Origin of the sequence: Clostridium puniceum (genome assembly GCF_002006345.1) — a bacterium.
Lineage (GTDB): Bacteria > Bacillota > Clostridia > Clostridiales > Clostridiaceae > Clostridium > Clostridium puniceum.
Map to the genome: position 1 here is coordinate 1 of NZ_LZZM01000173.1, position 21,367 is coordinate 21,367.

A 21,367-nucleotide genomic window follows, 5' to 3' on the forward strand; every position below is an offset into this window, starting at 1 on the left:
AATACTTAACTATAAGACTCCTGAAGAGTTATTTGAAGCACACTTAGATAAAATTTATGCAGTTTAAGAAAATACAAGTGTTTAAGTCATAAATAGAAATTAGTTCAATTTGTTATTGCAATTTGCCTAAAATAAAAAAATGATATTTGTTAAGAATTTATACTCAATAATAATCTAATTATAATAAAAAATCAAAAGGAAAAACATACAAATTAAACTAATTGTATTGAATTAAAATAAATATAAAATGTAGAAAAAATTATACTGTTAGTACAAAAAAAGTGTGGCGCAATTTGGAGAAAAATGTTATAATGCAATTAGACATAATACTAAGCGGATTACCAAACAACTTTAATTTAACATCTAAAAGATAGGGTAGTAGAGAAAAATCTTTATTACCCTATCTTTTTGAAATTTTAACTAAATATTAAATTATCATTAAGAGTTATTGACAAACGATGTATATTTATGTTACCTTTTGTAAAGCATACTTTTAATTTAGTTCAGAGAAACTAACAAAGGAGAATAAAAAATGAAAAATGAATTATTAGACAACAAACATGATTTTATAGGAGTAACAGAAAAGGTTTCTTTTGGGAAGGCAATTCCACTTAGTTTTCAACACTTATTTGCAATGTTTGGAGCATCAGTTCTAGTTCCACTTATTTTCAAGGTTGATCCAACCACAGTTCTATTTTTTAACGGTATAGGTACATTATTATATGCATTTATTACCAGAAAAAGAATTCCAGCATATTTAGGTTCAAGTTTTGCTTTTATAGCGCCAGTATTATCTTTATATAGTCAAGGTTATGATTTTCAAACTATACAAGGTGGTTTTGTATTTGCAGGCATAGCTTTTGCAATAATAGCAATTATTATAGGTTACACTGGTATTGGATGGATTAATAAATTATTTCCACCAGCAGCAATGGGCTCTATAATAACAATTATAGGTTTGGAACTCGCAAGTAATGCAGCAGATAATGCAGGATTTGCAGTAGGAGGAAGTAATGCTACTTTAAATACTACCTGGGTAATTGTTTCTATGATAACTTTAATTACAGTAATTTTATGTAATGTCTTATTAAAAGGATTTTTAAAAATTATACCTATATTAATTGGAGTAGTAGTTGGATATATTACAGCATACTGCATGGGAATAGTAGATTTTAGCAAAGTAAATGAAGCAAGTTTCTTTATACTACCAAATGTGCATATGGCTCGCTTCGACATAAATGCAATACTCACTATATTACCAGCAACATTTGTAGTAATTGCTGAACATGTGGGCCATTTGAAGGTTACTAGTAGTATTGTAGGAGAAGATTTAACAAAAGATCCAGGTCTTCATAGATCTTTACTTGGAGATGGAGTATCAACTATGATTTCAGGAATGTTTGGATCAGTGCCAACGACGACTTATGGTGAAAATATAGGAGTTTTAGCAATCACTAAAGTATATAGTGTATATGTAATTTGTGGTGCAGGACTTATATCAATATTTTTGGGCTTTTCAGGAAAAATATCAGCACTTATCAGCACAATTCCAACACCGGTTGTAGGTGGCATCAGTTTCCTATTATTTGGCTCAATAGCAACAGGAGGGCTTAGAACCTTTATTGAAGAAAAAGTTGATTTTTCTAAATCTAGAAATTTGATACTAACTTCAGTAATATTCATAGTGGGAATAAGTGGAATAAAATTAACGCTTGGGAATATGGAGCTAAAAGGAATGGGATTAGCTACAGTTGTGGCTATGATAATGAGCATTTGCTTTATGTTGTTTGATAAACTTGGAATAATGAATGAAGAAGAATAAAAATAAAAAATACTCTGTTTAACTTAGATGGGGTATTTTCGTTAAGGATTAATAAATATTATAAAATTGTTTAATCAAAATATCTCCTATTAATTGGATTGAAAATCTACTTAATAGGAGATATTTTGGTATAATAAAAGTTTTTTGTAAGTTTTTCTACAAGATAACCATAATATAATTAGCCAATATATAAAAAAAAGAGTATAATATTTTAGAAATTATATAGAATAGGTTAGGAAATAGAAAATTTAAGTTATATGGTAAAAAATAAGCAATATATAAATTAAGTTTTAACAAAAGTATTACAATAACAAATCAATTTATCTAATTTCAATGTAGTAAAATTTAAAGCATAATCATATGACAAGAAGGAGAAAATAGAAAATGTTTTTAAAAAAAATAATTTACGGCTTTTACATGTTGTGGGTAAGAATAAAAGGGTTTAAACATACTTATATTCTAAAAACTAAAGGTGATGCTTTAGCAGAAGAATATTTAAAGAAAACAGGCTATCTTTGGAGTGAGTTCACGTTGAAAATTATAGGAATAGAGTTAGATGTAAGAGGAACAGAGAATATACCTAAGGAACAATGTGTGTTTATAGGAAATCATTCTAGTATATTAGATATAATAATATTACTTTATACTATAGATAAAAAAATGGGCTTTATAGCTAAAAAGGAAATACTTAAAACTCCAATAATAGGTTATTGGCTAAAAAAGAGTAAATGTGTACCTTTGGATAGAGAAAATCCAAGAACCGCAATGCTTGCAATAAATGAAGCGGTAAAAAATATTAAAGAAGGAAGCTCAATGGTTATATTCCCAGAAGGAACTAGAAATAAAGAGGGCAAAGTAGGAAGCTTTAAAAAAGGCAGTTTAAAGCTTGCGACTAAGTCTCAAGTTAAAATAGTACCAGTTTCAATAGATAGAGCATCTAGATCTTTTGAGGATAACAGACAATTTAAGCCTGCAAAGATAAAGGTAGTATTTGGGAAAACTATAGATACCCAAAATTTATCTAAAGAGGAAGAAATGAATTTAGCAGACAATATAAGAAATATTATTGTATCTAATTTAGAATAAAAAATATAAGGATGATTTTATGAAGACAACAATAGGAGTTCTAGCCCATGTAGATGCGGGTAAAACTACATTTTCAGAGCAGATTTTATATCATACAAATAGTATAAGAAATAGAGGAAGAGTGGATCATAAGGATGCATTTTTAGATAGCCATAATATTGAGCGGGAAAGAGGAATTACTGTATTTTCTGACCAAGGAATATTTGAACTTAATGATTCTACCTATTTTTTAGTTGATACGCCAGGACATATTGATTTTAGTACAGAAGTGGAAAGATCAATTCAAATTATGGACTATGCAGTAGTTATAATAAGCAGTGTTGAAGGTGTTCAAGGACATACTAAGACAGTTTGGAATTTGCTTAGAAAATATAATGTGCCGAGCATGTTCTTTATTAATAAACTTGATAGAATTGGAGCAGATAAAGAAAGGGTTATTAAGGAGATAAAAAGGGATTTAACTAAAGATGTATGTTATATAGATGAGGAGTCTATAAATGGTACTTTTAATGAAATGAAGGCTTTTATTAATTCTGAACAAATAATATTAAAGGAAGAACTTATAGAATTTATAAGTGAATATGATGATGAGCTTTTAGAAAAGTATATTCAAGGAAGTTATGATTGTAAACTTTGGCTTAATGCTTTTAAAAAGCTTATTAAAGAAAATAAAATATTTCCGTGTTTTGGAGGGTCAGCTCTACAAGATAGAGGAATAGTCGAATTTTTAGGTGCTATGGATGCACTAACTTATACTGACTATGATGAAAATGAGGAGTTTTCAGGGAGAGTTTATAAGGTCCGTCATGATGAAAATGGAAATAGGTTAACTTTTATTAAAGCATTAACAGGCACGTTAAAGGTTAGAGATGAACTTTGTTATGGCAGTGAAATGCAAGATTCATCAAATGAAGATATTGAAATTAATAGTCGAGGAACAAAATTAGATGAAATTAGAGAAAAAATAAGCAGGATAAGAATATATAATGGAAGTAAATTTAAGTCGGCAGATTCAGCATCGGCTGGAGAGCTATTTGTTGTTTCAGGAATTTCAAGTGCTATAGCTGGCGATGGAGTTGGAACTTTAAAAGAAAAAACTCATTATAAAATGGTTCCAACCTTAATGTCTAAGGTTGTTTTTGATAAGACTTCTAATGTAAGAGAAATTTTAGGATATTTTAAAATTTTAGAATCAGAAGATCCAGCTTTAAATATAATTTGGAATGAAGCTCTCCAAGAAATACATGTGCATATTATGGGGAAAATTCAATTAGAAGTTTTAAAAGAACTTGTATCAGAAAGGTTTAATTTAAAAATTGAATTTGGACCATGTCAAATACTTTATAAAGAAACAATAGCTGAAAAAACTATAGGTTGTGGTCATTTTGAGCCGTTAAGACATTATGCAGAAGTACATTTAAAACTTGAACCAATGGTAAGAAATGCTGGAATTCTTTTCGAGAATGAATGTCATGCAGATAATTTAACTGTTGGATATCAAAATTTAGTTAGAACTCATATTTTTGAAAGAGAACATCATGGGCTTTTAACAGGCTCTAGTATAACAGATATAAAAATTACACTTTTAACTGGAAGAGCCCATAATAAGCACACTTGTGGCGGTGATTTTAGAGAAGCAACGTTTAGAGCTTTAAGACAAGGGCTTGAAAAGGTTGAAAATTTATTATTGGAACCATATTATAAATTTACAGTAGAAGTTTCTGCCGATTATATAGGAAGAGTTTTATCAGATATTCAAAGGCTATATGGAACGTTTGAACCAGTACAGACTAAAAAAGATAAAGTTATTATAAATGGAAGAGGTCCTGTTGCTACATTTATGGATTATAGTATGGAGATTATAGCTTTTACTAGAGGAAAAGGAAGTATAAGTTTAGTATATGATGGATATGATATTTGTCATAATAGTGAAGAAATAATAGAAAATAAGCAATATAATAAGAATGCAGATATAGAATACACATCAACTTCAGTATTTTGTTCACATGGTCAAGGATATTTAGTGATTTGGGAGGACGCTGATGCTGCAATGCATTGTGAGATAGTAGAATAAGAGTGATGTATTTTAAATAGAAATTAGTTATCATCAATATATATGCATATCTTCTTTGATTTAGTATTGATAAGATAATATATTGTTAATTAAAAATATAGCATTTATAGTAATTAGGAGATAATATGAAATTAAATTTTGCACACAAAAATAAAGAAATAGAATTTAATATAATACGAAGAAAAAGGAAAACTATTTGTATAAGAATAGAAGAAAATGGTCTTGTTATTGTAAGTGCTCCTTTAAGAGTGAGTAAACAATTTATTTTAGATGTTGTTCAAAATAAAGCTGATTGGATTATAGAAAAGCAAATTGAAATAGAAAAAAGAGATTTAAAGAAGATTTCAAGAGAAATTGCTGAGGGAAGCACTTTTATGTATTTAGGCGAAGAATATGCTTTGTATTTAATTTTTCAAGAAAATAGAAAGAATATAACTGTTGAATTTAGCAATGAACCTAGTAGTGATAATGAATTAAATAAATATGTTTCTTTAAATAAAGGTATAAATTCAGATGTTAATCATGAATTTTTGAAGAAGCAAGGATTTATAATACATACAAATACAACGAATGAGGAAAAATTAAAAATGGCATTGGAAAAATGGTATAGGGCAGAAACTCTTAAAATAGTTACGAAAAGAATAAATTATTATTCAGGTAATTTTAAGGATAAGGTGACAGACATAAGAGTTAAGGAACAAAAAAGAAGATGGGCAAGCTGTACTGGAAAGAATGCAATTTTATTTAATTGGAGAATAAGTATGGCAAGAGCCGATGTTATAGATTATATTGTGGTTCACGAAATGTGTCATATGGATCATAGAAATCATTCGAAATTTTTTTGGAATAGAGTAGCAGAAATAATACCTGATTTTAAAGAAAAGCATGAGTGGCTGAAGGCTAATGGAATTAATTTACGTATATAAATGAAAATTACAAGAAAGATAGACTAGTTGCAGAGATTTTAGTAACTAGTTTATTTTGCATGGTATGTACAAGCCTTATGTATTATTTGAAATAATACATAATTGATGTTATGTGTTACAATTAAAAAGATAGCTGTACGTATATGTTGTATTTATTTTATTCTCAAGAATTAGCAGAGTGTATTTAGAAACAAGTAGTTAGTTAAAGAAGATATTTTAAAATTGTTGCCTATAGTAGCAGCTGTACGTTTTTCAAAGAATAATGAGAATTAAAAAGAAACAATATTAGCATGAATGAAGATGTAGATTAAATTCATTTTATATAGAATAGTTTTTGTTCATAACTTTATTTTATATTGTAGAAAGTAAATGAAAAATATTTATAGCAATACAGTTCAAGAAATAATCTTGGAAATAGAATATTATTCTTATAGGAGGTGATGACATGGAAAATTGGGAAATGGTAAATGCAGTACAGAGAATGCAGGATTATATAGACAATCATATTATGGAAGAAATAACTCTTAACCAGCTTTCAAAAGTTGCAGGATATTCACAGTGGCATAGTGCAAGACTTTTTAAAAAGCTTTTGAATAAAACACCATTTGAATATATTAGAGTGCTTAGACTCAGCAGAGCTGCTTGTGTGTTACGTGATGAACATCCACGAGTAATTGATGTAGCCTTTGATTTTGTGTTTAGTTCTCATGAAGGATTTACAAAGGCATTTTCAAAACAATTTGGTATTTCTCCAAGAAAATATATTGAAAATGCGCCACCAATAGGTCTTTTTATTCCTAATAGTATCCGTGATTATTACCTTACATTAAAAAAAGGAGAATGTGTTATGGAACAAAATAAAGAGAAAAATACTATTTTTGTTGAAGTAGTTGAACGTCCAAGGAGAAAGGTATTATTAAAGAGAGGGAATAAAGCAACTGAATATTTTGGTTATTGCGAAGAAGTTGGATGTGATATTTGGGGTGTACTTACTAGCGTGAAAGAATCACTCTATGAACCGATTGGAATGTGGCTGCCAAAAAAATTAATAAAAGAAGGCACTTCAAAGTATGTTCAAGGCGTAGAATTACCATTAGATTTTGATAAGCCAGTTCCAGATGGATTTGAAATTATAGAGCTTCCACTTTGTAAGATGATGGTGTTTCAAGGAGAACCATATGATGATGTTAATTTTACAACAGAAGTTTCAAGTTTAATGAAACTAATCGATGATTATAATCCTGAAATATATGGATTCGAATGGGCAGATGATGAAGCACCAAGGTTCCAGCTTGCTCCAATGGGATATAGGGGGTATATAGAGGCAAGACCAGTAAAACAAATAAATAATAAGAATTTCTAATTTATCTTTATTGAATTCTTTGAGTTTCATAAGTCATTATTAAAAGACAGAAATAATAAAATTTAAATACAAATGAATCAAGATACCGCAATTTGTAATAAAATGAAATTGCGGTATCCTAGTTTGGTAATAATGGATTTAATTATATTATTGGATACACTCTTAACCTTTAGGTTTAAATATAAGTGCAGCAATGAATCCAAAGATGATTGCTGCAGAAACTCCAGAACTTACTGTTTTTAAAATGCCAGTAAAAATGCCTATAAAGCCTGTTTGTTCAGCATCAGTTAAGGCACCTGTTACAAGAGTATTGCCAAAGCTACTTATAGGAACAAATGCACCTGCACCTGCAAGCTTTACCAAAGGATCATATAAGCCAAATCCACCTAAAATTGCTCCAATTACAACTAATGTACATGTAGTATGTGCAGGAGTAATCTTTAAAATATCTAGTATAAGTTGACCAATAACACAAATTAAACCACCTATTATGAATGCAAAAATAAATTTTTCCATAACTTAACTCACACCTCTTTTTTACATTTCTATAGAAACAGCATGGGCTATACAAGGTATACTTTCCTTTTGTTGATATGATATTGGAGACATTAAAGCACCTGTTGCAACAATTAATATTTTCTTTAATTCCCCTTTTCGCATACGGTTAAGAAAATGCCCATAAGTTACTGTTGCAGAACAACCACAGCCACTACCACCACAAAAAACTGGTTGTTCTTTTTTATATATTAAAAGTCCACAATCTGTAAATATATTACGTGGCATTTTTATACCATGTTTTTTTAATAAAGTATTAGCAAGCTCATGTCCTAATTTTCCTAAATCTCCAGTAGCAATAAGATCATAATAAGAGGCATCAATATTTAAGTCTCTAAAGTGAGCTTCAATTGTATCTACAGCAGCGGGTGCCATTGCAGCTCCCATATTAAAGGGATCTGAAATTCCCATATCGATTACCTTTCCTATGGTTGCAGAAGTTATTTTAGGTCCATTTCCTTCTTCTCCAAGTACAACAGCTCCGGCGCCTGTTACTGTCCATTGAGAAGTAGGGGGTTTTTGTCCTCCATATTCTGTAGGATATCTAAATTGTTTTTCAGAAGATGCATTATGGCTGCTTGCAGATGCTATAACATATTTAGCACATTTGCTATCAATTAATTGAGCAGCAAGTGATAAACTCTCCATGGAGCTAGAACAAGCACCGAAAATTCCTAAATAAGGTATGCCCAAAGTTCTAGCGGTAAAACTGCTGGAAATTATCTGATTCATTAAATCTCCACTTAAAAAAAAGTTAATATCCTCTTTTTTAATCTTTGATTTTAGAATTGCTCTTTCACAAGCATGTTCAAGAAGAGCTTTTTCAGCTTTTTCATAGCTATCCTGTCCAAGCCATAAATCTTCATGAAGTATATCAAAGTCATCTGCTAAAGCGCCTTCAGCCTCGAAAGGACCGCCAACTGCCGCAGAGGCTAATATTGTAGGTTTAGAATTGAAAATCCATGATTGATGCCCTTTAAGCATTTACATCGCCCCCAACCAGTTTATTATTAATTTTATTGTAGCAACTACGAAAGCAGAAAAAACTCCATAAACAATAATTGCTCCTGCAAGTTGAAACATATTTCCAGCCACCCCAAGTACAAAACCTTCGCTTTTATGCTCAATTGAAGCAGAAGCTATAGAATTAGCAAAACCTGTGATTGGTACAGCAGATCCAGCTCCAGCCCATTGTCCAAGGTGATCGTAGATTCCAAGTCCAGTAAGTAGAGCAGAGGCAAATATCAAGATTATTGTGGTGGGACCAACGGCATCTTTTTCGCTAAAATGTAAATAGGTAATAAATAACCACTGTAATGTTTGACCAATGGTACATATAATACCACCCACAAGGAAGGCTTTAATACAATTTTTTAAAATAGGTCTTTTAGGTTCTAAAGCTTTTTCCAATTCATTATATTGCATTTGTGTTACAGTTAATTTTTTCTTTTTCATATTAGACATTTATATTCACCTTCTAACGTAATAAATAGGGTTCTAATTTTTCTATGACTTTTTGTAATTTTTCTGCATCTTTTAAGTACATGGCTTTTGCTGCTTCATTGTCTGTATCTAAAGAAAAAGACATCAGGTCTGCTTGACTTTTTTGAATACTAGCATATAACATTTCCTTAACTTGTGTTTTAGGGACTTGGATCATATCATCAAAAAGATCAACATATAAATCTCCTGAAGAATCTACCTGACCAATAAAAACATTTTCAAGTGCAATGCCTTTTTTTTCTAGTTCAGTTTTAAGCCAGCCTTCATTTAAGCCTATATTAGTAAGACCTTCATTTAATATATTCCCATCTAAAATAACTGCTTGTGGTTCAGCTTTGGTTGCAACATTTTTACCTAAATCATGGGAAGTAACGGGCTCTTTATCAGCTTTTAAACTAATATTTATGTCTCCAGTTGTTTCCATTACGGCAAATTCAACATCAGCTAAATTGAATACTTTTTTTGAACGCATTTCTTGTAGAAATTCCTGTCCTGTAATTCTTTCTTTAGATAAGTTATCTTCCATTATTTTACCATTTTTAATAAAGACTCTTTCCTTACCGTGTAATAAATTGTATATCCACTTACTTTTCATAGCAGCGTAATCTAAAATAATAGGCATAAGTGCCCAAACAGCTAAGGTAATTAGTCCAAAGTAAATATTACTAAGAATATTTAAGGAACTTAAAGTAATAACAATAGCAATAACTGTATAAGAAATAAAATCAAAAGGGGTAGCTCTAGATAAACTTTTTTTCTTCATATATTTTATTATAACTAATGTTAAAAAAAATAAAATTACTGAATTGAATAACAGTATTAACCAAGTATCCATATTTCACCTCACTTAGTTGCCTTTGTATTCAGGCTCTTCAAATTCTATATTGCCAACTCTTTTTTCTAAATCAATTTTAATTTTATTTATTTCTTTAAATGCCTCAGCATAAATATCCTTGGCTTCTTTATCGCGCTCTTGCAGCGAATATATTCTTAAAGTAGCTTCAGAGTTTTTCAGAGTTGATAGTGTTTCTTTTACCTTTGAGCTAACAGTCATATAAAACTCTCCTTTATATTAATTTAATTGTTTACTAACATACTTTAACCAATAAGCTCAATTTTAATTCATTTTTACTATATATTATTAAATTTTTAAGGAGGAATTGATAATAGACTTAAATTTAGGACAAATTACTAAGGTTTAATAAATATAGGCGAGATCAAAAAAGGAATATATTTCATTATCAATAAAGTGAATATTTAAATTGATTATGAACAAAATATATTAGCAATAAAAAAGTAAAGGAGGAATTTTTATGCCAACAGGAACAAAACTTGAAACAGCATTAGCTAGTGTTAAAGGATTAGCTTCTGATATGAAGACATTTTCTTTAGATACAGATAATCAAGAAGCAAAACAAATGTTTAATCAACTTTCAAACACAATGGAAAATGTGGCTCAAACACTTCAATCAAGATTTGATTTTGTAAAACAAGAAGAACCACAATATAACAAATAAATAATATGCTCCCATATCTAATTAAATTTATTGTCACGGATATGGGAGCATATTAATGTATAATAGAAATTTAAGATCTTTTGAAATTATTGAATTATGAAGTTAAGGGAATGAAGCAAAAAACTAATATAGTTAGAACTATAAATTTTTTCATTAATATGGTCCTTTATAATCTCCAATATCAGTTATTTGTTGTATGTGATCCTTATATTTATCTACATACAAAGAACCAGAAGGAGTTAATGTTGCAAGAAATACTTCTGAAGCATCTTTAATTTCTTGCATTTTTAGTTGATCCATAAGCCATTTTTCTGTTTTATTAAGTTGTTTTAAATTTTGATGCATAATTATTCCATCATAAATAAGTTCTGTACTTATACCAGTTGATGCTTTAAGAATACTCATATCCTTAGGAGTTAACGGCTCATATTCTGGTTTTTTAAGCACAGATAACTGCCCGTTTGTTTCAATGATAGCGAAATCCACTTGTGATAAATCAAAAACATCTTTATTTCTTAATAATCCCATAATATCAGATACTTTGTACTTCATTTTTCTCAATGCATTCTCCATTATTTTACCATTCATAATAATAATTGTAGGTTCTCCATCTATATATTTTGAAGCATATCTCCATTTTAAAGTAATACATTCCATTAGATATCCTAGTACGGCCCAAGTAAAAAGACCTACAAAATGAGGCCAAGCTCTACTAGATAAGTCTGTAGTAAGACTTGCTGCAATAGATCCAATTGTTATTCCTAGCACATAATCGAAAAAACTTAATTGACTTATTTGCTGTTTACCTAATATTTTAGCAAAAATAAGTAATGAAAAAAATCCAATAATACCACGCACAAAAACTACTAATCCTTCATTCAATTTTTTATACCTCCTTATTAATATACAGTTATTATTTGACTAAAAATAAATTTTATACTAAATATAGAACAGATATTTTAGTGATATTTTCAAAAAAATGTTAATTATTTCTAAATATATTGTAGGATTATAAAAAGGGTATAATAAGAAATATAATTTAATGTAAAATGTTCGAAGTTGTATAACTTATTTATATATAGAAAAGATAGGATATGTATGATAGATTTTAATATTTTATTATTTTGAAACTTTATATGTATTTGGGCCTGTTAAGATAATTGGAAAATTAAATGGTGTATAAAATGAATTTTTTCTCTTTAAAAGGTGGCGTGGTAACTATTAGGCAAAAAAACAGAAATAGTTACTAAATTATATACTGAAATAGATTTTAGTAGAATTTTAATAATAAATTTTATACCTCGTCTGGAGCTTCAGCTGGTATAGATATAATATTAGGATTTGTAGCCGATAAATTTAGTAAGGAAAAAGCAAAAGAAATAGCAGATAATATAGAATATGTTTGGAATGATAATCTAAATGAAGATATATTCACGAAATAGTTGGTAATTGTATACAGGCAGCTAAAGAGAGGGGGGAATATATTTATTCTATAAAAGTATACTGGGGAGAAGAAACATCAGAGTAAAGTCGCTATGTTTTAGTTATGTAATTAAACTTAAGGTGGTCTGAAATCAATTTAAATTCTACTAAATTTTAAGATTATACTAGAATATTAAAAAAGCCACTAATTAATTTTAGTGGCTTTAATCAAGATTTCTAATTGTATCAAGACTTCTAGCTATAGAATAACACAAGGACAATTATAAGTCTAGTAATTTAAAAAAATTTCCATTATTATATGAAGAAGCAGCTGTGAAAAATAGTATTAAGATAAATTCGAATTTACATTAAAATATTTAAAAGAGCGTATTAATAAAATACATGGAGGCTGATAAATATGGATAAATGTTTAATGAATTTTCAACATATATATTTAAATGCTAAAAGGATATTTGGAGAAAAATATAGTAGAAAAAATTGAAAGATTATATTGGGAAGCACAAAAGGGTACTTATAAAGTTAAATGTATAAATGGGTTTGAATTTGTTTTATATATTTGGGGCGAAAGGACAAGTTATTTTTTTAAATATGAAAACAAAAGAGAGATCTTTAGATCTAGAGGTGTAGATTTATTTTTATCGAATCATAAAGTTTAAAAAAATAATAAGATACATGTATAAAAGTTATACTATATTGATATGAGTAAGGAAGAATATGAGTTTGATTGTGCATTTGTTAAGTATATTTCAGGTAAGAAAATAGAAACTTATATGAATCAAAGTGAAGCAGAAGTAAAACAATTATTTATGGCATTAGATGATAGTATAAGAAAACTTCATATAATAAAAAGAGATTTCGCAGGTATAATAGAGGAACCTCAAAAGGAAGAATTTAAATGTGAAAATTATATTCTTTCCAATATGGAAAATGATATGAATTATTCAATAAAAAATTGCAGTGAAGTTGCAAATAAGGAAAATAAATTAAGGCAAGCATATATAAGATTGTATAAAAATATAAAACCAAGAAAAGAATATGTGCTAATATATGGAGAGTTAGGGTCAAATCATGTACTTGTAGATGAAAATAAAGATATTTGTCTTATAGATATTGAATGTGTTAAATATTTTGATAAGGAATATGAAAATAGTTTTTTAGAATTTAGATTTGGAGATTATTATAAATATTTGAAAGAAGAAAATCTTGATTTAGATAGAATGAAGATTTATAAATTATCTTATCATATAGGGTGTTTGTCAGGAGCAGTGAAACTAACAAAGGAAGATTTTAATGGTATGATAAGATATAATTTGGAGCAGGTATTAAATAGTAGTAGATAAATTAAAAAAGTATATTAAATTAATTCTTAATGAATAAAATGAAAATTTGATTTAATGATTATTAATTTATAAATAAGTTAACAAAATATAATAATTAAGCTGAAAATGCTGTAATATTTAGAAGAGAATTTGCAGCATTTTTTTATAATAAATTTTTATAAAATGAGCACACAAGAAATGCAAAAAAGCACTTTTTATAAATACAAGGCATAATTAAATGTAAAGGTTATAATATGAAAAAATATTGAGTTATGATATAATTTTGAAGATGAAAGAATTTAAATTTGGAATATATTTCAATCACAAATATCATAGTTGAAAATCAACAATTGAAGAAGAGATTATTTCAAGATCTCTAAATGTTTGCAATAAATTTTATAATTTAATTAGAATATATATTAAAGCGTATAGACATAATTATTGTGCTTTGGAGGGAGAAAAACATGGACTATACTAATTTACATGATAAAAAACAATTTGATAAATTTCAAAGTGAGATGCAGCAGTTTAATAATAATTGCAATTACAATAAATCTATAACAATATTATTAGAGTCCATAAAATGTTTTGAAAACCATCCAGGATTGCACTATCTTTTAGCGCTTACTTATTATAACTGTAAAGAGTATTTAAAAGCTACGGAATGTCTAAAAACAGCAATATATTATGATCAAAATAATGATAAGTATTTAGGACTTATAGGATGCTGTTTTTTTCAAATAAATGATTTTGAAAGTGCATATAATTATTCAAAAAAAGCATATGAATTAGATAATTGTAACTTAGATGCAATAATAACTTTGGGAAAAATAGAGTTATTTAGACATAATTACGATGAAGCACTTCAATATACAACGTTAGCTCTAGAAATTGATGAGGAAAATTTTAAAGTAATACGTTTGTTAAGTAAATGTTACATAGCACAGGGTGAAGATGAAAGTGAAATTCTAATGGTATTAAATAAAGCTAGAAGACTAGGTAATGATGAGGATCTTGATTTTGATATAATTAAATTTTTATATATTAATGGGGAATATTATCAGTGCTTACAAGAATGTAAAAAAAGTATAATGGAAAATGCCAATTCTTATATTGCACAAAAATCAACAAAATATGTTTCTAAAATATATGAAAAAATAATGCGGAACAAAACTAGAATGAGTCAAGAAGTAGAGGTTGGATGTAAGACAGATGAAAACAGTGAATTAAATACAAAAGAAGAATTTCATATAAATGAAAGTAAAGTAAAATCTTCAATAGATCATATTATAGATATGGGGTTTAAAAATGAGGATTTAAATAAAAATGGAGATAATGAGAATATAGATAAAGAGCCAAATAATAAAGAGATATTAGAAAAATCAACTGATGGATTAAAAAAAGACATAAATAATAGAAAAGAAATTGCAAGTAGAAAAGCAGTAGAAAATGATGATAAGGACGAAAATAGAAATTCAGCATCCTTAGAAGAAGCTTTAGAAAAATTAGAATCCTTAATTGGACTAGATAATGTTAAATCTGAAATAACAAGAATTGTTCAGCTTATAAAATATGAAAATAATAGAGCCAATGTACTTGGAATTGAAAAAAATAGCAATCAATCATATCATTTTGCCTTTTTAGGAAATCCAGGTACTGGAAAGACTACAGTTGCTAGATTAATTGGTGATATATTTTACTATCTGGGGATTTTAGAAAAAGGACAATTAGTAGAAGTTGATAGAAGTGCAATTGTTGGTCGCTTTATAGGTGAAACTGCAAAGCTTACTAAAAAAGCTATTGATAATGCTATGGGTGGAATTCTTTTTATAGATGAAGCATATTCTCTAGCTAAAGGTGGAGAAGGAAGCAATGATTATGGAGCAGAAGCCATAGAAACTTTAATTAAGGCAATGGAAGATAATAGAGATAAATTCACTGTTATTTTGGCAGGATATACAAAGGAAATGATGAATTTATTAAAAGTGAATCCTGGACTTAAGAGTCGAATTAATTTAGATATTGAATTTGAAGATTATAAAGATTATGAATTACTTGAAATTGCAAAAAGTATGGCAAATGTTGATTATTATGAGTTTAATGAAGACGGCGAAAAAGCATTTTTAGAAAAAATTAAAATAGAACAAGTAGATGAAAACTTTGCGAATGCAAGAGTGGCAAGAAATATATTAGAATCCGCAATAAGAGAGAAAGCATTTAGAATTGGAGATAGTGAAGTATCTAAGGAAGAATTAGTAACTCTTATGCCTGAAGATTTTGGAGTGCATCTTGAGTTTAATGCTCGTGATAAGATGAAAGAATTACAAGAAGAATTAGATGGTTTAGTTGGACTAGAAGATGTTAAAAATATTGTAAAAGGAGTAATGAATACCTTAGAACTTCAACATAGAAAAAAAGAAATGGGCATAGAATCAGAAGATATTTCTTTAAATATGATTTTTTCAGGAAATCCAGGAACAGGAAAAACTACAGTTGCAAGAATTATAGGAAAAATTTTAAGAGCTATTGGCGTATTAAAAAAGGGACATATGGTTGAAGTTACACGTTCTGATTTAGTTGGAGAATATGTTGGACAAACTGCCCCTAAAACCTTAAATAAAATAAAGGAAGCTTATGGAGGGGTATTATTTATTGATGAAGCTTATAGCTTAAATGGAAGTGGTTCAAATGATTTTGGAAAAGAAGCTATATCAACCTTAATAAAGGAAATGGAAGATAATAGAGATAAGCTGGTAGTTATAATGGCTGGATATACAAAGGAAATGAAAGATTTATTAAATTTAAATCCAGGTATAGATAGCAGAGTTAAATTTACAATAGAGTTTTCGGATTATAATCCTGAGGAATTAATGAAAATTTTTGAAGGGTTATGCAAAAAAGAAAGCTATGAAATTTCAGAGGAAGCCAAGGAAGAATTAAAGCTTAGATTTAAAGAAAAATATGAAAATAAAGATAAAAACTTTGGAAATGGAAGATTAGTTAGAAAGTATTTTGAAAACATAAAAATGAAACAAGCTAATAGGGTTATTCGAGAAGATATAAGAGAGAAGGAAGAAATTCTTAAGATTATCTTAGACGATGCATATGGATTATAAATAAAAACTTCGGTGTGTGATGTGCACCGAGTTTTGTTGCTATATGTTGATAATCCTAAGAAAAATAGGATTATCAACATATAGCAACAATCAACTTTTATATCTATATTTATAGCAGCTTAATTTTCATTAAAGTAAAACTTAAGTTTGACATGTTTTTTCAGCAATACTATAATAAAGGAATATTTGGACTGCTAGATAAAATAGTGCTTTAGACGAAAGGATATGAACAATTAGATGAATATTAATGTTAGCAAAAGTTTTATAAAAAGAGATCTTAACAGAGCAAAAGATAAGCACAGAAATTTTGAACAAATAAGAACAGTATTTGATTTAAGTGAGAAAAATGAATTTACTATTGATGATCAAACTTGGAATGATTTAATAATGGATGAAGTGTTTAATGAATTAGATAGAACTTATTCCACAGAAGGAGAAGCGGCTTTATATAAAATGCTTAGAAACCCTATTATGGATGAGGAAGAATTAAAAGAAAGAGGAAAATTAATAAATTTATTTAAGGAAGATATTAATTTGACAGTAGAGTTAAGACAAATATTTTATAATATGATTTTTGATAGTAAAAATAGATTAATAGAAATGATAAATGAATTTCTTTCAATAAGTAAGTTTAAATATTATTTTTACTCTATATTAGGGCTTATACCAGTACTTATAATAGCAGCAGCTATTATATTTAAAGAACCTAAGTTAATGATAGTATTAATGGTAGATATCTTTTTTCATATGTATATACACAATAAGGAAAGTGATACAATATCTGCAGTTGGACTTGTTTATTTAAGAGATTTAATAAATGCAGCTAATAAATTATCAGCCATTAAAAATCAAGAGATTAAAGCACATACAGAAAAAATTAGGAATTTATTAAAGTATTTAAGTAATATAGATAGATCTACATATGTTCTTAAAACAATTAATTCTTTTGGTGGTTTTTTCGAAGTACTTTCAATTCCATTTTTAATTGAGGAAAGTACATATTATAGAATAAGTGGAAAATTAGCTAAAGAAAAAGATAAAATATTAGAATTGTATTATTTAGTTGGAGAGCTAGATGCTTTAACTTCAATTGCAATTTATGAAAGTAATAACAAGGAGAAATGCAGCACTCCCAAATTTATTAAAGAAACTTCTTTAAAGATAATAGAAGGAATACATCCTCTTCTTAAAAAACCAGTTGCAAATTCAATTAATATTTCTAAAAAAGGAATTGTTTTAACTGGAACTAATATGTCTGGAAAATCTACTTTTTTAAGAATGATAAGTACTAATATACTTTTAGCACAAACTTTTAATTTAGTTTTAGCAACTGAATATGAAGCATGCTTCTTAAATGTTGTATCATCAATAAGTCCAAAGGATGATATTGTAAATGGAAAAAGTTATTACATGGCTGAGGCAGAATCTATTTTAAGAATAATAAAAGCATCAGAAAGTGAAGTTCCAGTATTCTGTCCAATTGATGAAATATTCAGAGGAACAAATCCACTTGAAAGAATATCTTCTTCAGCTGAAATTCTTAGCTACATTAATAAGAGAAATGGAATTTGTATTGTAGCTACTCATGATAGAGAGCTTTCAGATATGCTTAAGGAAAATTATGATTTCTATTATTTTAGTGAAGATGTAGATAGTGAAAATGGTCTGAAATTTGATTATAAACTTAAGAAAGGTTTATCTAAAACAAGAAATGCTATTAAACTTTTGGAATATGTAGGATATCCAAAAGAAATTATAAAAAATGCATTTAAGAGAGTTGAAAAAATGGAGGGATATGTTTAATTGCATTTATGAAGTCAATCAATAATATAGCTATTAATCTAAAGATATTAGATTAGTAAAAGAAGTAAATTTGATTTTAATAGATTTAGATGTTTATTAAGGTAGATCAATAAATTTATCAATAGAAAATATAATGTAGACATGTAACTTAGATGAGGATGTTGTAAAATGGAATTTTAAAAAAATTATTTTACAACATCCTATTTTAATATACTGACAAGTTAAATTATATATGGCTCTTTGCTGGTTCTGAAATGTTTTTTAGAGCTTCTTCAGCATTATCCTGCAATGTAGGTTCTACTGAAATATCTCCCAAAGAGACCATGCCAACAAGGTTATTATTTTGAACAATAGGTAATCTTCTTATTTGTTGTTCGCTCATTATCTTTGCTGCATCATGAACATCCATATCAGGGGTTCCGGTAACAGGATTTGAAGTCATGAACTGACTTATTTTTTGATTACTTCCATTTGCTCCAGTAGCTACAGCTCTTAAGGTAATATCCCTGTCTGTAACCATTCCAACTAATCTTTCTTGACTGCATACAGGTATTGAACCTATATCAAACTGCTTCATCATTTGAGCAGCTCTTTCAATGGAATCTTCAGAACTTAAACTTACTATATTATTTGACATTATATCTTTTACTAACATACAATCCACCTCCTAAAATATATTTCCCATTAAACTTGTTTTTTATTTATAAAAGATTAAATTTTTACATTGACAAATATTTGAATAATAAATATTATGAAAGATAATAAACTATTAAATTTATTCATGGTATTGCCAAATGAAGAAAAAGGAGAGAATTAAGATTATGGGAAAAAATATTCTTCTTGTAGAAAACGTTACAAAAATTATAAATAAAAAGAGTATTGTTAAAGATATAAGCTTTTCTATAAATGAAGGTGAAATTTTAGGTTTTTTAGGACCAAATGGTGCAGGGAAATCAACTACTTTAAGAATGATAGTTGGGCTTTCGAAACCTACGTCAGGTAAAATAGAAATTTGCGGTCATTCAATAACAGAAAATTATATTAAAGCTATGTCAAATATAGGCTGTATTATTGAAGGCCCAGATTTATATAACTACATGAGTGGATGGGATAATCTTAAAATGCTTGCATCAATGAATAAAGGTATTAGTGAAAAAGACATATATGATATTGTAGAGCTTGTAGGATTACAAAACAGAATAAAAGATAAGGTTAATACTTATTCCTTAGGAATGAAGCAAAGATTGGGATTAGCACAAGCGCTTATAAATGACCCTAAACTTCTTATTTTAGATGAACCTACTAATGGATTAGATCCTTCTGGAATAAATGAATTTAGAAATATTGTAAAGACTTTAGCAAAAGAAAAAAAAATATCAGTTCTCATTTCAAGCCATCTTATGTCTGAAATAGAGCTTATGTGTGATAAAGTATCCATAATAAAAAATGGTGCTATTTTAAAAAATGGAAATGTAAAGGAACTTTTAAATACTAAAGAAGTATTTTGGATTCTTGACCATAATGAAAAGGGCAGAGAAATATTAAATAATCTTTGGAAAATAGATTCAAAAATAGTAGGTGAAAAGCTGGAGGCTGAACTTGATTTAGCTAAACTTAGCGAAATAAATAATTCTTTTTTTAAGGAAGGGCTTATGATAAAATTTGTAACTAATAAAAATAAAACTCTAGAAGATCTATTTTTAAGATTAACAGAAGGAAATGAAATTATTTAGAAATAAGGCATATTCAAAGAAATAACAAGTCAGCATGCTAGTCTATTTTCTTTCATACGTCTAAATTTATTTAAAGAGAGGTAATAAATTTGTTGAAATTAATAGAAAATGAAGTAAACAAAATATTATTTAAAAAGAAACTTTTGCTTATAAGTGGAATTTTATTAGTATTAATTTCATTATTTGCTTATGGTGAAAATTATAAATATAACAATACTATAACTAGATTTACACAATCAAATACACAAACACAAAATTATGATTGGCACGAATTGGTTAAGCAGCAAATATCTGATTTAAAGAATAGATTTAACAGGGATTCAAATAAAAATTCAACCAATATAGAAATTGAAAGACTTCAATATTATTTAGATAATAATATAAATCCAATAACGCCGAATGCAGCAAAGTTTACAATTAATTTTATGAATCAATCTATATTTTTATTTTTACCGCTATTAGTTATAATTCTAGCTGGTGATATTGTTTCAGGAGAATTTTCAACAAAGACTATAAAGTTTCTTTTAACAAGAGCAATTCCAAGATGGAAAATACTTTTGAGCAAATATATAGCAGTTATAATTATGGCAACTTTAATGATTATAGAAACAGCAGTTATATGCATAATAGTATCTACTGTTACTTTTCATACAGGCGGATGGTTTGAACCAGTAGCTACAGGTTTTAAAGTTGTAGGAGAGAAACTTGATTCATCTAATGTTATACGAATATATCAATGGCAAAATGCTATATTAATTTATTCTTTAGGCTGGATATCTATGATAGCAGTTGCAAGTATATCTTTTATGGTTTCAGTCTTAGTTAGAAGCACTGCAACTTCTATTGGAATAATGATGGCATCTTTAATAACAGGAAGCTTTTTACAATACTTTTTATCTGATTGGCCTTTGGTTAAATACTATTTTGCTATAAATCTTAACTTATCTAAATATTTAAGAGGTTCTTATGAAGTAATTCCAGGAATGAATTTTAATTTTTCTATAATGGTATTATTTGTTTGGATATGCTTATCCTTAATTGTAAGTTTTAGAAGATTTGTTAAGCAGGATGTATTAGTTTAAAATATATATTTATAAAAGTATATGA

General features: G+C 27.9%; 19 protein-coding genes. 12 read left to right on the forward strand and 7 right to left on the reverse strand.

What is annotated here, in order from left to right; translation table 11 throughout:
- Positions 1-532: 532 nt before the first annotated feature.
- The 5 genes from uraA (at position 533) to CLPUN_RS13345 (ending at position 7,271) form a co-directional block, all read left to right on the forward strand.
- Positions 533-1,822, forward strand: a complete 1,290-nt coding sequence (gene uraA / locus CLPUN_RS13325; RefSeq protein ID WP_077847755.1) for a uracil permease — start codon at positions 533-535, stop codon at positions 1,820-1,822.
- A gap of 384 nt (positions 1,823-2,206) precedes the next feature.
- Positions 2,207-2,908 carry a lysophospholipid acyltransferase family protein gene (locus tag CLPUN_RS13330; RefSeq protein ID WP_077847756.1) on the forward strand — a complete coding sequence of 234 codons (702 nt, stop codon included), beginning with the start codon at positions 2,207-2,209 and terminating at the stop codon, positions 2,906-2,908.
- A 19-nt stretch (positions 2,909-2,927) separates the two neighbouring features.
- Positions 2,928-4,982 carry a GTP-binding protein gene (locus CLPUN_RS13335; RefSeq protein WP_077847757.1) on the forward strand — a complete coding sequence of 685 codons (2,055 nt, stop codon included), beginning with the start codon at positions 2,928-2,930 and terminating at the stop codon, positions 4,980-4,982.
- 125 nt (positions 4,983-5,107) lie between these two features.
- Positions 5,108-5,908: a M48 family metallopeptidase gene (locus CLPUN_RS13340; protein WP_077847758.1), complete on the forward strand. Its 801-nt coding sequence runs from the start codon at positions 5,108-5,110 to the stop codon at positions 5,906-5,908.
- A gap of 445 nt (positions 5,909-6,353) precedes the next feature.
- Positions 6,354-7,271: a helix-turn-helix transcriptional regulator gene (locus CLPUN_RS13345; RefSeq protein WP_077847759.1), complete on the forward strand. Its 918-nt coding sequence runs from the start codon at positions 6,354-6,356 to the stop codon at positions 7,269-7,271.
- Between the two features lie 162 nt (positions 7,272-7,433).
- On the opposite strand, the gene spoVAE is transcribed toward CLPUN_RS13345, so the two are convergent.
- Genes spoVAE through CLPUN_RS13370 form a run of 5 tightly spaced genes read right to left on the reverse strand, consistent with a single transcriptional unit; the run spans position 7,434 to position 10,383 of the window.
- Positions 7,434-7,787: a stage V sporulation protein AE gene (gene spoVAE, locus CLPUN_RS13350; RefSeq protein ID WP_077847760.1), complete on the reverse strand. Its 354-nt coding sequence runs from the start codon at positions 7,785-7,787 to the stop codon at positions 7,434-7,436.
- 21 nt (positions 7,788-7,808) lie between these two features.
- Positions 7,809-8,810, reverse strand: a complete 1,002-nt coding sequence (gene spoVAD, locus CLPUN_RS13355; RefSeq protein WP_077847761.1) for a stage V sporulation protein AD — start codon at positions 8,808-8,810, stop codon at positions 7,809-7,811.
- A complete protein-coding gene (spoVAC, locus tag CLPUN_RS13360; RefSeq protein WP_077847762.1) occupies positions 8,811-9,290 on the reverse strand; it encodes a stage V sporulation protein AC in 480 nt (159 codons plus the stop codon).
- 13 nt (positions 9,291-9,303) lie between these two features.
- Positions 9,304-10,164, reverse strand: a complete 861-nt coding sequence (locus CLPUN_RS13365; protein ID WP_077847763.1) for a DUF421 domain-containing protein — start codon at positions 10,162-10,164, stop codon at positions 9,304-9,306.
- 12 nt (positions 10,165-10,176) lie between these two features.
- Entirely contained in the window at positions 10,177-10,383 is a 207-nt protein-coding gene (locus CLPUN_RS13370; RefSeq protein WP_077847764.1) for a DUF1657 domain-containing protein, read from the reverse strand.
- 259 nt (positions 10,384-10,642) lie between these two features.
- On the opposite strand from CLPUN_RS13370, the gene CLPUN_RS13375 reads away from it, so the two are divergent.
- Positions 10,643-10,846: a DUF1657 domain-containing protein gene (locus tag CLPUN_RS13375; protein WP_077847765.1), complete on the forward strand. Its 204-nt coding sequence runs from the start codon at positions 10,643-10,645 to the stop codon at positions 10,844-10,846.
- Positions 10,847-10,999: 153 nt separating this feature from the next.
- On the opposite strand, the gene CLPUN_RS13380 is transcribed toward CLPUN_RS13375, so the two are convergent.
- Positions 11,000-11,728, reverse strand: coding sequence for a DUF421 domain-containing protein (locus tag CLPUN_RS13380; protein WP_077847766.1), 729 nt, complete (start codon positions 11,726-11,728; stop codon positions 11,000-11,002).
- Between the two features lie 1,013 nt (positions 11,729-12,741).
- Here CLPUN_RS13380 and CLPUN_RS27685 point away from each other — a divergent pair.
- The 4 genes from CLPUN_RS27685 (at position 12,742) to CLPUN_RS13400 (ending at position 18,527) form a co-directional block, all read left to right on the forward strand.
- Complete coding sequence (locus CLPUN_RS27685) at positions 12,742-12,945, forward strand: hypothetical protein (protein WP_077847767.1); 204 nt, start codon at positions 12,742-12,744, stop codon at positions 12,943-12,945.
- A 42-nt stretch (positions 12,946-12,987) separates the two neighbouring features.
- Positions 12,988-13,629: a protein kinase family protein gene (locus CLPUN_RS13390; protein ID WP_077847768.1), complete on the forward strand. Its 642-nt coding sequence runs from the start codon at positions 12,988-12,990 to the stop codon at positions 13,627-13,629.
- 443 nt (positions 13,630-14,072) lie between these two features.
- On the forward strand, positions 14,073-16,724 hold the full coding sequence (locus tag CLPUN_RS13395; RefSeq protein ID WP_077847769.1) for an AAA family ATPase: 2,652 nt from the start codon (positions 14,073-14,075) through the stop codon (positions 16,722-16,724).
- A gap of 237 nt (positions 16,725-16,961) precedes the next feature.
- A complete protein-coding gene (locus tag CLPUN_RS13400; RefSeq protein WP_077847770.1) occupies positions 16,962-18,527 on the forward strand; it encodes a MutS-related protein in 1,566 nt (521 codons plus the stop codon).
- Between the two features lie 226 nt (positions 18,528-18,753).
- Here the strand turns inward: CLPUN_RS13400 and CLPUN_RS13405 are convergent, their stop codons facing one another.
- Positions 18,754-19,182: a CBS domain-containing protein gene (locus CLPUN_RS13405; RefSeq protein WP_077847771.1), complete on the reverse strand. Its 429-nt coding sequence runs from the start codon at positions 19,180-19,182 to the stop codon at positions 18,754-18,756.
- Positions 19,183-19,348: 166 nt separating this feature from the next.
- On the opposite strand from CLPUN_RS13405, the gene CLPUN_RS13410 reads away from it, so the two are divergent.
- Positions 19,349-20,260 (forward strand): ABC transporter ATP-binding protein, encoded by a 912-nt coding sequence (locus CLPUN_RS13410; protein ID WP_077847772.1) that lies wholly within the window; start codon positions 19,349-19,351, stop codon positions 20,258-20,260.
- Positions 20,261-20,349: 89 nt separating this feature from the next.
- Positions 20,350-21,342 (forward strand): ABC transporter permease, encoded by a 993-nt coding sequence (locus tag CLPUN_RS13415; RefSeq protein WP_077847773.1) that lies wholly within the window; start codon positions 20,350-20,352, stop codon positions 21,340-21,342.
- Positions 21,343-21,367: the final 25 nt, after the last annotated feature.